A 14,255-nucleotide genomic window follows, 5' to 3' on the forward strand; every position below is an offset into this window, starting at 1 on the left:
CGGGCATGATAACGAATTGTCGGCGGGCTTGCATTGCCAATCCGGTTGTCCGTCTCTACGCTATTGATATTGAAAAAAATAAGGAGAGTACCGTGCGTATAGGTATCGATTTAGGCGGCACCAAAACTGAAGTGATTGCACTGGGCGATGCAGGGGAGCAGTTGTACCGCCATCGTCTGCCCACGCCGCGTGATGATTACCGCCAGACCATTGAAACGATCGCCACGCTGGTTGATATGGCGGAGCAGGCGACAGGGCAGCGCGGAACAGTGGGGATGGGCATTCCTGGCTCAATTTCGCCTTACACCGGTGTGGTGAAGAATGCCAATTCAACCTGGCTCAACGGTCAGCCATTCGATAAAGACTTAAGCGCGAGGTTGCAGCGGGAAGTGCGGCTGGCAAATGACGCCAACTGTCTGGCGGTTTCAGAAGCAGTAGATGGCGCGGCAGCGGGAGCGCAGACGGTATTTGCCGTGATTATCGGCACGGGATGCGGCGCGGGCGTGGCATTCAATGGGCGGGCGCATATCGGCGGCAATGGCACGGCAGGTGAGTGGGGACACAATCCGCTACCGTGGATGGACGAAGACGAACTGCGTTATCGCGAGGAAGTCCCTTGTTATTGCGGTAAACAAGGTTGTATTGAAACCTTTATTTCGGGCACGGGATTCGCGACGGATTATCATCGTTTGAGCGGACATGCGCTGAAAGGCAGTGAAATTATCCGCCTGGTTGAAGAAAGCGATCCGGTAGCGGAACTGGCATTGCGTCGCTACGAGCTGCGGCTGGCAAAATCGCTGGCACATGTCGTGAATATTCTCGATCCGGATGTGATTGTCCTGGGGGGCGGGATGAGCAATGTAGACCGTTTATATCAAACGGTTCCGCAGTTGATTAAACAATTTGTCTTCGGCGGCGAATGTGAAACACCGGTGCGTAAGGCGAAGCACGGTGATTCCAGCGGCGTACGCGGCGCTGCGTGGTTATGGCTACAAGAGTAAAAAACGTAGGCAATTGGCGCATCATGCCTGATGCGACGCTTGCCGCGTTTTATCAGGCCTACAAAATGTGCCAGAACCGCGTAGGGCGGATAAGGCGTTCACGCCGCATCCGGCAATAAGCAACGCGCACCGTGACAGTAATCTACCCCAGTGGTTTCGCCAGCACCGGACTATCCGCCGCTTGCTGGCGCTTATAGCGACCATACAGCAGCAACGACGACATCGCAGCAAACGAAAGCAGGGCGGCAGGCAGCGCCACGTAATTATATGCCAGCCCCAGCGTCAGCATCATACCACCGCAATATGCGCCGACGGCGCTACCGAGGTTAAACGCTATTTGCCCACCTGCGGCACCTAATAACTCTCCGCCTTTGGCATTTTGCAGTAACAATATTTGCAGTGGTGCTGAAAGGGCAAATAATCCCGCGCAACAAATAAAAGCAAAAATAAGCGACGTTATTTTCATGCCGCCGCAGAAAAAGAGCATCAGCAGTGCCAGCACAATAATAAAGTCAGTTACTGCCGCAATGCGCAGTGGTGAATAACGTCCTGAAATCCGGCCACTTAACACATTCCCCAGTACCATCCCTAGCCCCACTAACATCATAATAAAGGTCATCGCCGTTTCCGAAAAACCGGAAATAAACATCATGTATGGCTTTACGTAGCTGAACCAGGCAAATACACCTGCGTTGCCAAACATGGTGGCGGCGAAAATTAACCACGGGGCCGGGCTGCGTAAAAAGTGAAATTGTTCGCGCAGCTTTCCTTTCGCTTCGTCGCGAATATCCGGCACCCAAAAATAGACCGATGCCATCACCGCAATATTAAAAACAGCGATCAATAAAAAGGTGTAACGCCAGCTAAATTCCTGACTTAAATACGTTCCTAGCGGAATGCCCAGCAAATTGGCGACTGTCATCCCGGAAACCATCCCCGCCACGGCGGCGGTGACTTTTCCGGGTTTGATAATTTTTGATAACACGATCGCGCCGACGCCAAAAAATGCGCCATGCGGAAAGCCGGATACCAGCCGACCAATGGCGAGCATCAGGTAAGACGAAGAGAGCGTGAACATGGCGTTGCCAATGACGCACAACGCCACCAGAAACAACAAGATATGTTTGAGTGAGTAGCGGCTGGAAAAGAGTGCGATGATTGGCGCACCGACCACCACCCCCAGCGCATAATACGAGATCATATGCCCGGCAGCAGGAATCGAAATTCCTACGTTATGCGCCAGCTCCGTGAGCACGCCCATAATGCCAAATTCGGCCATCCCCAAACCAAACGTGCCCAGAGCCAAAGATAAAATGACTTTTTTCATACCACCATCACAACCACCAGAACGGCTACTAATCACCGTAGCCAATAAAGTGATAGCTTGCAGGATAACGACCAGCGAGGCCAAGAGATAATTCGCCCCTCTGTATTCATTATCCTGCTGAATAGTTATTTCACTGCAAACACACTTTCCAGTTTGCTGTAGCCCAGTCCATTGATCTTCTTCACTTTGATCTGCACCGGAATACGCTCTTTCATCGCTTCAACGTGGCTAATCACACCGATGGTTTTGCCGCTGGCATTCAGGGCATCCAGCGCATCAAGGGCGGTATCCAGCGTTTCACTATCCAGTGTGCCAAAACCTTCATCAAGGAACAGCGAGTCAATACGCGTTTTATGGCTGACCAGATCCGAAAGCGCCAGCGCCAGCGCCAGACTGACGAGGAAACTTTCGCCGCCGGAAAGGGTACGGGTATCGCGTACCGCATCTGCCTGCCAGGTATCAACAACCTCGACTTCCAGCGCCTCGCTGGCTTTGCGCTGTAACAGATAGCGCCCGTGCAGCCGGGTAAGTTGCTGATTAGCGAGATGGACTAAATTATCCAGCGTCAGCCCCTGGGCAAACTTGCGGAATTTATCGCCCTCTTTGGAACCTATTAGCGAGTTCAGATATCCCCAGTCCTCAACCTGCTGCGTCATTTGAGCAATTTGCTGCATTAAGGTTTGTTGTTGCTGACGGTTATCTGCATCCTGCTTCAGCTGCTGGCGAATCTCGCCCTGACTGGTGGTGTTTTCACGCAACTTTTGCTGAGTTTGCGCTAACTCTTGCTGAATCTGCTCCACCGTTACAGTGAGAGCCAACCCGCCAGGTCGGTGTTGCTGATGCTGTGTCAGCGTTTCTGCTGTCTGAGTGACCAGCGTTTGCGCCTGACGGCGCTGGTTTTCCAGATTCTGCTTGAGCTGTTCCAGCTGCGTTAGTGTTTGTTCATCCATTAGCGCCGCAAGGAACGCCTGCTGATCGTCAAAGACGCTCGCCTGTAGCGCGGTGTCAAACTGCGCCTGGGCTTTTTGCAGACTTTGCGCCGCCAGAACATCCTGTTGCTGTAACGTCTGCTGCTGGCTGTGTAATGCGAGACATTGTTCATGAACCTGCCGCCAGTTTTCCAGCGCCACAGTTTCTTCGCTGTGTGGGAGTTCATCACTTTGCGGCAACGTTTCCAGAATCGGCGTCAGCTGCTGCATACGGTTTTGCAGCGCGGTTAATTCGTTCTGGCGTTGCTGCCAGCTCTGCGCTTCTTGCTGACGCGTCGCCAACCAGCTCTCTTCTTCACCTTCCTGTGGCAATGTCAGTGCATAACCCGCCAATGCCGTTAAGAGTTGCTGCTGGCGTTGTTCAATTTGCTGTTGATACTGGATAATTTGCTGATTATGCGCGGCAATCTGCCCTTGTAATTCATGCCGTTGGTTGAGTAACCGCAGCTGGCGTTCGTGCTCATCTTGTTCATCTAGCCACGGTTGAATATCGTCCTGTGGCTGCAGGGTGATATTGAGGCTGGCCGTGACGGCTTGCCATTGTTGAGTAAGTGCTTGCTCATCTTGTCGGAGGCTTTGCGCTTCGTTTTCATCGCGCTGAAGCTGCTTCGTTAATGCATCCAGTTGCCCACGTAGCGCCGCACCTTCTTCACCGAGCTTTTTCACTTCGTTTTCCAGCGTTAATAGCCGGGCCTGATTAACGCCCGGTTCCAGCGCCTGATACGCCTCGACCGCCGGGTGGCTGGTGGAACCACAAAGTGGGCAAGGCTGATCCGTCTGTAACTGCGCGCGCTGGGCTTCCAGCGTTTTAATACGCGCTTCCTGCTCGCAAATGGTTTTGACATCGGCAAGTTGTTGCGTTTTTTCTTTATAACGCTGACGCATTTCGTTAAGTGCGGCGTTACGTTGCGTCTGTTCTTGCGTGATATTCTGGATAGCGACCTGTAATTGCGCCAGACGTTTTTGTTGGGGGACAATCTGCCCATGCAGCGCGACCAGGCGCTGTCGCAGTGGGCGTTGCTCAGCATGTTGCGCCAGGGCGCTAGCAACTTCATCGGCGGTTAACGTCAACGTGATCGCCGCAAGCGCATTAAGTTTTTGCTCTGCATGGGTTAACTGTTGCTGCCATTGCCGCAGATGCTCGCGATCGCTGGTTTGTTGGGAGAACTGCGCACGCCAACCCGCCAGTTCGTTGTTCCACTGACGGAAGCGGTCGTGTTCCTGTAGCCAGGCATTCAGGCTTTGTTGCTGCTGCTGTAATTCTGCTGACTGCTTCGCCGCGTGGTGGCGAATGCTCGCCCGAAGCGCCATTGTGCTCTGTAAGCGAGTATTTACTTCTTCAATCTGCTGGCGAGTATGCGCCAGCGCCGCGCTGTGTTCTGCGATGCGTTCCCAGTGTGGACGAAGATTTCGTGCCGGTTGTGCCAGACTGAGCGCCGCCAGTTGAGGTTGCGCTTTTTCTTCTTCGGCTAACGCCTGTTGCAAGGCCTGTTGACGGCGGCTGGCTTCTTGCTGCAATTCGTCCAGACGCGTTAACCAGTTTAGTGATTGTTGTTCTTGCTGCTGCGCGGTAAGTAACTGTTTTTCTTCGTCAGTAAGTACCTGCAAACTCGCTGTCAGCGATTGCACTTGTTCTGGCGTGAGCAACGCGACGCCGCTGGCCTGCGCTTGCAGCTTCTCCAGCTCTGTGCGGGCCGATTTGTGCTGCTCAAAAACCATCGCCGAGATTTGCCCGTAGATTTCAGTGCCAGTTAACTCCTCGAGCAATTCCGCGCGTTCTTTTGGTTTGGCATTCAGGAAGGCAGCAAATTGCCCCTGCGAAAGCAGCATCGAACGGGTGAAGCGCCCGTAATCCAGTCCGGTTAACGTCGCCGTCAGCTCCAGCTTATCTTTCACTTTGTCGGCGAGAATTTTGCCATCGGCGCAGCGCGCCAGCTCTACGCGTGGCACCTGCAAATTACCGTCCGGCTGGTTACGCGCCCGATTCTGGCTCCAGAACGCACGGTACGCTTCACCTTTGACTTCAAACTCCACTTCCGCCAGACATTCGGCGGTATCGCGGGTCATGAGATCATTTTGCGATTGTGAAACGTTAGAGAGGCGCGGAGTTTCGTGATACAGCGCCAGACAAATGGCGTCCAGCAGGGTGGTTTTCCCCGCACCGGTTGGGCCGGTAATGGCAAACAGCCCGTTGCTGGCGAACGGCTCGCGGGTGAAATCAATCTTCCATTCGCCTTTTAATGAGTTCAGGTTTTTCAGGCGCAGGCTGAGAATTTTCATACTTCGTGTTCTCCTGCGAGGGTATGCAATGTCGTGGCGAAAAGATGCTGCAGACGTTGCTGCTGCGATTCATCCAGTTCTTCCAGTGCCAGACGGCGATTGAACACCTCTTCGACGCTGAGTTCGCTGAGGGTTTCACGCTGTTGGCTGGCTAACACTCGCTCGCGCTGTTCACGACTCCGGCGTACCAGCAATACTTCGACAGGTAATGATTCGGTTAATGCCTGGATTTTGCGCTGAATATCATGCAGATACTCATCAGTAGTGATTTCGATATCCAGCCAGACAGGTGGCTCCTGTGATACATCGCGCCACTGTTCCAGCTGTTCGGTAATCGACGCCAGATCGCCTTTCAGCACCGCCATGGGTTGCGTTACCGGTACGTTCAGGTTTTCCACGCTCTCTAATTTGCCGTTTGAAAATGTCACCAGATGGACATATTTACTCTTACCGCATTCATCAAAACTCAGTGGTATGGGGGAACCGCAATAGCGAACATGTTCCATGCCGCCAATAATCTGCGCGCGGTGAATATGCCCGAGCGCGATGTAGTCGGCTGGTGGAAAGTTTTGTGCCGGAAACGCGTCCAGCGTGCCAATATAAATGTCACGCACGGCGTCACTTTTACTGGCACCCACGGTCGTTAAGTGTCCCGTTGCGATGATGGGCAGAGGCTGATCGCCGCGCAGTTTGCAGGCATCGGCATAGTGTTGTTGATAATAATCAGTAATAGCCGCCAGCAAATGCTGCTGTTTTTCAATACCGTTAAGCCCCGCCTGGCTGGTAATAATGTCACGTGGGCGTAAAAACGGAATGGGGCACAGCACTGCGCCTGGCGTCCCGTCGCGACGAGGCAAGATTTGCGGCGCATGTCCGGCGCTGGCGACCACGGTCGTATTGAGGAACGCCATGATATCGCGCGATTCATTCAGCGTGGCGACCGAGTCATGGTTTCCTGCCAGTACCACCAGATGACAGCCAGTTTGCTGTAAATTGACAACAAAACGGTTGTATAACGTGCGGGCGTAACTGGGGGGCGAGCCGGTATCGAAAACATCACCGGCAACAATAATCGCATCCACCTGATGGGTTTGTGCTGTCTCCAGCAGCCAGTCAAGAAAAGCCTGATGTTCAGCTTCGCGGCTTTTACTGTAGAAGTTCTGGCCGAGATGCCAGTCTGAGGTGTGAAGGATGCGCATAACGGTTCCCTGGCGAAAAAGCATGGGCGCGATTATACCCAAACAGATGTGCCATTTGCTTTTTTCTGCGCCACGGAAATCAATAACCTGAAGATATGTGCGACGAGCTTTTCATAAATCTGTCATAAATCTGACGCATAATGACGTCGCATTAATGATCGCAACCTATTTATTACAACAGGGCAAATCATGGCGAGACGTATTCTGGTCGTAGAAGATGAAGCTCCAATTCGCGAAATGGTCTGCTTCGTGCTCGAACAAAATGGCTTTCAGCCGGTCGAAGCGGAAGATTATGACAGTGCTGTGAATCAACTGAATGAACCCTGGCCGGATTTAATTCTCCTTGACTGGATGTTACCTGGCGGCTCCGGTATCCAGTTCATCAAACACCTCAAGCGCGAGTCGATGACCCGGGATATTCCAGTGGTGATGTTGACCGCCAGAGGGGAAGAAGAAGATCGCGTGCGCGGCCTTGAAACCGGCGCGGATGACTATATCACCAAGCCGTTTTCGCCGAAGGAGCTGGTGGCGCGAATCAAAGCGGTAATGCGCCGTATTTCGCCAATGGCGGTGGAAGAGGTGATCGAGATGCAGGGGCTAAGCCTCGACCCGACATCTCACCGGGTGATGGCGGGCGAAGAGCCACTGGAGATGGGGCCGACAGAATTTAAACTGCTGCACTTTTTTATGACGCATCCTGAGCGCGTGTACAGCCGCGAGCAGCTGTTAAACCACGTCTGGGGAACCAACGTGTATGTGGAAGATCGTACGGTCGATGTCCACATTCGTCGCCTGCGTAAAGCACTGGAGCCCGGCGGGCATGACCGCATGGTGCAGACCGTGCGCGGTACAGGATATCGTTTTTCAACCCGCTTTTAACGCCTTGCTCATCGGACGCAGAGCAGGGCTTATGATTTCTTAACTGGAGTATCTTACGTGCTGGAACGGCTGTCGTGGAAAAGGCTGGTGCTGGAGCTGCTACTTTGCTGCCTCCCGGCTTTCATCCTGGGTGCATTTTTTGGTTACCTGCCCTGGTTTTTGCTGGCATCGGTAACAGGACTGCTTATCTGGCATTTCTGGAATTTATTGCGCCTTTCATGGTGGCTGTGGGTGGATCGTAGTATGACCCCGCCACCGGGACGTGGTAGCTGGGAACCGCTGCTATACGGCTTACACCAGATGCAGCTGCGAAATAAAAAACGCCGCCGTGAACTGGGCAATCTGATTAAACGCTTTCGTAGCGGCGCGGAGTCGCTACCCGACGCAGTGGTGCTGACCACGGAAGAGGGCGGTATTTTCTGGTGTAACGGTCTGGCGCAACAGATTCTTGGTTTGCGCTGGCCGGAAGATAACGGGCAGAACATCCTTAACCTGCTGCGTTACCCGGAGTTTACGCAATATCTGAAAACGCGTGATTTTTCTCGCCCGCTTAATCTGGTGCTCAACACCGGGCGGCATCTGGAAATTCGCGTCATGCCTTATACCCACAAACAGTTGCTGATGGTGGCGCGTGATGTCACGCAAATGCATCAACTGGAAGGGGCGCGGCGTAACTTTTTTGCCAACGTGAGCCATGAGTTACGTACGCCATTGACCGTGTTACAGGGTTACCTGGAGATGATGGATGAGCAACCGCTGGAAGGCGCGGTACGTGAAAAAGCGTTGCACACCATGCGCGAGCAGACCCAGCGGATGGAAGGGTTGGTGAAGCAATTGCTGACGCTGTCGAAAATAGAAGCCGCACCGACGCAGTTGCTCAATGAAAAGGTTGATGTGCCGATGATGCTGCGCGTCGTTGAGCGCGAGGCTCAGACTCTGAGTCAGAAAAAACAGACGTTTACCTTTGAGATAGATAACGGCCTCAAGGTGTCTGGCAACGAAGATCAGCTACGCAGTGCGATTTCGAACCTGGTCTATAACGCCGTAAATCATACGCCGGAAGGCACGCATATCACCGTACGCTGGCAGCGAGTGCCGCACGGTGCCGAATTTAGCGTTGAAGATAACGGACCGGGCATTGCACTGGAGCATATTCCGCGCCTGACCGAGCGTTTTTATCGCGTTGATAAAGCGCGTTCCCGGCAAACCGGCGGTAGCGGATTAGGGTTAGCGATCGTGAAACATGCGGTGAATCATCACGAAAGTCGCCTGAATATTGAGAGTACAGTAGGAAAAGGAACACGTTTCAGCTTTGTTATCCCGGAACGTTTAATTGCCAAAAACAGCGATTAATCCGCCTTTGTCATCTTTTATTGCCATAAGCCAGCCAATGCTGGCTTATTTTCTTTGCAGTCAAAATACGGGCGTTAGATTTTACAGCGGTTGGTGATTTTTTGTTCGCATGATTAGCCATGTATTTTTCACGGAAATAGTGTTTTATACTGGTTGGTGATTTCTTATCGCTATATACCTCTGGTTTTTAGATCCCTTCTTGCTTTAAAACGTTATAAGCGTTTAAATTGCGCTTCAGGTGCTGTCATACTGACTGCATTAACGCGGTAAATCGAAAAACTATTCTTCGCCGCGCCTGGTTGGGAGTATTTCCCGCTAATATTGTTTAAATATACCGCTGTATCATCCCCAGGGATTGGCACAAAAATTTAACGTTACAACACCACATCCACAGGCAGTATGATTTATGACCCATCAATTAAGATCGCGCGATATCATCGCTCTGGGCTTTATGACATTTGCGTTGTTCGTCGGCGCAGGTAACATTATTTTCCCTCCAATGGTCGGCTTACAGGCAGGCGAACACGTCTGGACTGCGGCATTCGGCTTCCTCATTACTGCCGTTGGCCTGCCGGTATTAACGGTGGTGGCGCTGGCAAAAGTTGGCGGCGGTGTTGACAGCCTCAGCACGCCAATCGGTAAAGTTGCTGGCGTACTGCTGGCAACGGTGTGTTACCTGGCGGTGGGGCCGCTGTTCGCTACGCCGCGTACAGCTACCGTTTCTTTTGAAGTGGGGATTGCGCCGCTGACGGGTGATTCCGCACTGCCGCTGTTTATCTACAGCCTGGTTTATTTCGCTATCGTTATTCTGGTTTCGCTCTATCCGGGCAAACTGCTGGATACCGTGGGCAACTTCCTTGCGCCGCTGAAAATTATCGCGCTGGTCATCCTGTCTGTTGCCGCGATTGTCTGGCCGGCGGGTTCTATCAGCACGGCGACTGAGGCTTATCAAAACGCTGCGTTTTCTAACGGCTTCGTCAACGGCTATCTGACCATGGATACGCTGGGCGCGATGGTATTTGGTATCGTTATTGTTAACGCGGCGCGTTCTCGTGGCGTTACTGAAGCGCGTCTGCTGACCCGTTATACCGTCTGGGCTGGCCTGATGGCGGGGGTTGGTCTTACTCTGCTGTACCTGGCACTGTTCCGTCTGGGTTCAGACAGCGCGTCGTTGGTCGATCAGTCTGCAAACGGCGCTGCTATTCTGCATGCTTACGTTCAGCACACCTTTGGCGGCGGCGGTAGCTTCCTGCTGGCGGCGTTAATCTTCATCGCCTGCCTGGTAACGGCAGTTGGCCTGACCTGTGCTTGTGCAGAATTCTTTGCCCAGTACGTACCGCTCTCTTATCGTACGCTGGTGTTTATCCTCGGCGGCTTCTCGATGGTGGTGTCTAACCTCGGCTTGAGTCAGCTGATTCAGATCTCTGTACCGGTGCTGACCGCCATTTATCCGCCGTGTATCGCACTGGTTGTATTAAGTTTTACACGCTCATGGTGGCATAATTCGTCCCGCGTGATTGCTCCGCCGATGTTTATCAGCCTGCTTTTTGGTATTCTCGACGGGATCAAAGCATCTGCATTCAGCGATATCTTACCGTCCTGGGCGCAGCGTTTACCGCTGGCCGAACAAGGTCTGGCGTGGTTAATGCCAACAGTGGTGATGGTGGTTCTGGCCATTATCTGGGATCGCGCGGCAGGTCGTCAGGTGACCTCCAGCGCTCACTAAATCACTGAACATTTGTTTTAACCACGGGGCTGCGATGCCCCGTGGTTTTTTATTGTGTTGATGGGTTAGGAATTGATGGAAAGTAAGAACAAGCTAAAGCGTGGGCTAAGTACCCGCCACATACGCTTTATGGCACTGGGTTCAGCAATTGGCACCGGGTTGTTTTACGGTTCGGCAGACGCCATCAAAATGGCCGGTCCGAGCGTGTTGTTGGCCTATATTATCGGTGGTGTCGCGGCGTATATCATTATGCGCGCGCTGGGGGAAATGTCGGTACATAACCCGGCCGCCAGCTCTTTCTCGCGTTATGCGCAGGAAAACCTCGGACCGCTGGCAGGTTACATTACCGGCTGGACCTACTGCTTTGAAATCCTTATTGTCGCCATCGCCGATGTGACCGCTTTTGGTATCTATATGGGTGTCTGGTTCCCGACGGTGCCGCACTGGATTTGGGTACTGAGCGTGGTGCTGATCATTTGCGCCGTAAACCTGATGAGCGTGAAGGTATTCGGTGAGCTGGAGTTCTGGTTCTCGTTCTTTAAAGTCGCCACTATCATCATCATGATTGTTGCCGGTTTCGGCATCATCATCTGGGGGATTGGCAACGGCGGGCAACCGACCGGTATTCATAACCTGTGGAGCAACGGCGGCTTCTTCAGTAACGGCTGGCTTGGGATGGTGATGTCGTTGCAAATGGTGATGTTTGCTTACGGTGGGATCGAAATTATCGGGATTACTGCCGGTGAAGCGAAAGATCCTGAGAAATCGATTCCGCGTGCGATTAACTCCGTGCCGATGCGTATTCTGGTGTTCTATGTTGGTACGCTGTTCGTCATTATGTCTATCTACCCGTGGAATCAGGTTGGCACTGCCGGTAGCCCGTTCGTACTGACGTTCCAGCATATGGGCATTACCTTTGCCGCCAGCATTCTTAACTTTGTTGTGCTGACCGCTTCGCTGTCGGCAATTAACAGTGACGTATTTGGCGTAGGCCGTATGCTCCACGGTATGGCAGAGCAGGGCAGCGCGCCAAAAATTTTCAGCAAAACCTCGCGTCGTGGTATTCCGTGGGTTACGGTGCTGGTGATGACTACCGCGCTGCTGTTTGCTGTGTATCTGAACTACATCATGCCGGAAAACGTCTTCCTGGTGATCGCTTCGCTGGCAACCTTCGCCACGGTGTGGGTGTGGATTATGATCCTGCTGTCGCAAATTGCCTTCCGTCGCCGTTTGCCGCCAGAAGAAGTTAAGGCGCTGAAATTTAAAGTGCCGGGTGGGGTAGCAACGACCATCGGCGGGCTGATTTTCCTGCTCTTTATTATCGGGTTGATTGGTTATCACCCGGATACGCGTATCTCGCTGTATGTCGGTTTCGCGTGGATTGTTGTGCTGTTGATTGGCTGGATGTTTAAACGCCGCCACGATCGTCAGCTGGCTGAAAACCAGTAATACTTGCGTTCTGTAAGCCGGTTCAGGAGGAAATCCTGATCCGGCTATTCCGAAAGTTATCCGCCCCCGTCCTCCTCCCCCAAATATCCTTCAGATGATGAGTGATCCTGCATTAGGCTATGGCAAGGTGATCAGATTTTCATCACAGGGGAATTATGATGTTAAATGCATGGCACCTGCCGGTGCCCCCATTTGTTAAACAAAGCAAAGATCAACTGCTCATTACGCTGTGGCTGACGGGCGAAGACCCACCGCAGCGCATTATGCTGCGCACAGAACACGACAACGAAGAAACGTCAGTACCGATGCATAAGCAGCGCAGTCAGCCGCAGCCTGGCGTTACCGCATGGCGGGCGGCGATCGATCTCTCCAGCGGACTACCTCGGCGGCGTTATAGTTTCAAATTGCTGTGGCACGATCGCCAGCGTTGGTTTACACCGCAGGGCTTCAGCCGAATGCCGCCGGCACGACTGGAGCAGTTTGCCGTCGATGTCCCGGATATCGGCCCACAATGGGCTGCGGATCAGATTTTTTATCAGATCTTCCCTGATCGTTTCGCCCGTAGTCTTCCTCGTGAAGCTGAACAGGATCATGTCTATTACCATCACGCAGCCGGACAAGAGATCATATTGCGTGACTGGGATGAACCGGTCACGGCGCAGGCGGGCGGATCAACGTTCTATGGCGGCGATTTGGACGGGATAAGCGAAAAACTGCCATATCTGAAAAAGCTCGGCGTGACGGCGCTGTATCTCAATCCGGTGTTTAAAGCTCCCAGCGTACATAAATACGATACCGAGGATTATCGCCATGTCGATCCGCAGTTTGGCGGTGATGGGGCGTTGTTGCGTTTGCGACACAATACGCAGCAGCTGGGAATGCGGCTGGTGCTGGACGGCGTGTTTAACCACAGTGGCGATTCCCATGCCTGGTTTGACAGACACAATCGCGGGACGGGTGGTGCTTGTCACAACCCCGAATCGCCCTGGCGCAACTGGTACTCGTTTAGTGACGATGGCACGGCGCTCGACTGGCTGGGCTATGCCAGCTTGCTGAAACTGGATTATCAGTCGGAAAGTCTGGTGAATGAAATTTATCGTGGGGAAGACAGTATCGTCCGCCACTGGCTGAAAGCGCCGTGGAATATGGACGGCTGGCGGCTGGATGTGGTGCATATGCTGGGGGAAGCGGGTGGGGCGCGCAATAATTTGCAGCACGTTGCCGGGATCACCGAAGCGGCGAAAGAAACCCAGCCGGAAGCGTATATAGTTGGAGAGCATTTTGGCGATGCACGGCAATGGTTACAGGCCGATGTGGAAGATGCCGCCATGAACTATCGCGGCTTCACATTCCCGTTGTGGGGATTTCTTGCCAATACCGACATCTCTTATGATCCGCAGCAAATTGACGCCCAAACCTGTATGGCCTGGATGGATAATTACCGCGCCGGACTTTCTCATCAACAGCAACTGCGTATGTTTAATCAGCTCGATAGCCACGATACTGCGCGATTTAAAACGCTGCTCGGTCGGGATATTGCGCGCCTGCCGCTGGCGGTGGTCTGGTTGTTCACCTGGCCTGGTGTACCGTGCATTTATTACGGTGATGAAGTGGGACTGGATGGTAAAAACGATCCGTTTTGCCGTAAGCCGTTCCCCTGGCAGGTGGAAAAGCAGGATACGGCGTTATTCGCGTTGTACCAGCGAATGATTGCGCTGCGTAAGAAAAGTCAGGCGCTGCGTCGTGGCGGCTGTCAGGTGCTGTATGCGGAAGATAACGTGGTGGTATTTGTCCGCGTGCTGAATCAGCAGCGTATACTGGTGGCAATCAACCGTGGCGAGGCCTGTGAAGTGGTGCTACCCGCGTCACCGTTTCTTAATGTCGTGCAATGGCAACGCAAAGAAGGCCATGGGCAACTGACAGACGGGATTCTGGCTTTGCCTGCCATTTCGGCTACGGTGTGGATGAACTAAAGCATCTGTTTTATTTGTTACGTCGTTAGTCACCAGCCCTGACACTACGCAGCGCAAAAAAGCTGCTCAATGTCAGGGC

General features: G+C 53.0%; 9 protein-coding genes. 6 read left to right on the plus strand and 3 right to left on the minus strand.

What is annotated here, in order from left to right:
- Positions 1-92 precede the first annotated feature (92 nt).
- Positions 93-1,001, plus strand: coding sequence for a fructokinase (mak, locus tag ACJHYR_RS14920; protein ID WP_059327723.1), 909 nt, complete (start codon positions 93-95; stop codon positions 999-1,001).
- A 142-nt stretch (positions 1,002-1,143) separates the two neighbouring features.
- On the opposite strand, the gene araJ is transcribed toward mak, so the two are convergent.
- The 3 genes from araJ to sbcD form a co-directional block, all read right to left on the minus strand.
- Entirely contained in the window at positions 1,144-2,328 is a 1,185-nt protein-coding gene (araJ, locus tag ACJHYR_RS14925; RefSeq protein WP_001337469.1) for an MFS transporter AraJ, read from the minus strand.
- A 125-nt stretch (positions 2,329-2,453) separates the two neighbouring features.
- On the minus strand, positions 2,454-5,597 hold the full coding sequence (gene sbcC, locus ACJHYR_RS14930; protein WP_072837330.1) for an exonuclease subunit SbcC: 3,144 nt from the start codon (positions 5,595-5,597) through the stop codon (positions 2,454-2,456).
- Entirely contained in the window at positions 5,594-6,796 is a 1,203-nt protein-coding gene (sbcD, locus tag ACJHYR_RS14935; protein ID WP_001221326.1) for an exonuclease subunit SbcD, read from the minus strand. Before sbcD ends, sbcC begins: the two co-directional genes overlap by 4 nt.
- A 189-nt stretch (positions 6,797-6,985) precedes the next feature.
- Here sbcD and phoB point away from each other — a divergent pair, with 189 nt between their 5' ends.
- From phoB to malZ, 5 genes are all read left to right on the plus strand, one after another.
- Positions 6,986-7,675, plus strand: coding sequence for a phosphate response regulator transcription factor PhoB (gene phoB / locus ACJHYR_RS14940; RefSeq protein WP_000113933.1), 690 nt, complete (start codon positions 6,986-6,988; stop codon positions 7,673-7,675).
- 57 nt (positions 7,676-7,732) lie between these two features.
- Positions 7,733-9,028 (plus strand): phosphate regulon sensor histidine kinase PhoR, encoded by a 1,296-nt coding sequence (gene phoR / locus ACJHYR_RS14945; RefSeq protein WP_001586731.1) that lies wholly within the window; start codon positions 7,733-7,735, stop codon positions 9,026-9,028.
- Between the two features lie 406 nt (positions 9,029-9,434).
- A complete protein-coding gene (gene brnQ, locus ACJHYR_RS14950; RefSeq protein WP_000149639.1) occupies positions 9,435-10,754 on the plus strand; it encodes a branched-chain amino acid transporter carrier protein BrnQ in 1,320 nt (439 codons plus the stop codon).
- Between the two features lie 75 nt (positions 10,755-10,829).
- Positions 10,830-12,203 carry a proline-specific permease ProY gene (gene proY / locus ACJHYR_RS14955; RefSeq protein ID WP_001521998.1) on the plus strand — a complete coding sequence of 458 codons (1,374 nt, stop codon included), beginning with the start codon at positions 10,830-10,832 and terminating at the stop codon, positions 12,201-12,203.
- A 155-nt stretch (positions 12,204-12,358) separates the two neighbouring features.
- Positions 12,359-14,176: a maltodextrin glucosidase gene (gene malZ / locus ACJHYR_RS14960; protein ID WP_001586732.1), complete on the plus strand. Its 1,818-nt coding sequence runs from the start codon at positions 12,359-12,361 to the stop codon at positions 14,174-14,176.
- Positions 14,177-14,255 lie beyond the last annotated feature (79 nt).

Origin of the sequence: Escherichia sp. WS1450, assembly GCF_046487395.1 — a bacterium.
Taxonomy (GTDB): Bacteria; Pseudomonadota; Gammaproteobacteria; order Enterobacterales; family Enterobacteriaceae; genus Escherichia; species Escherichia coli.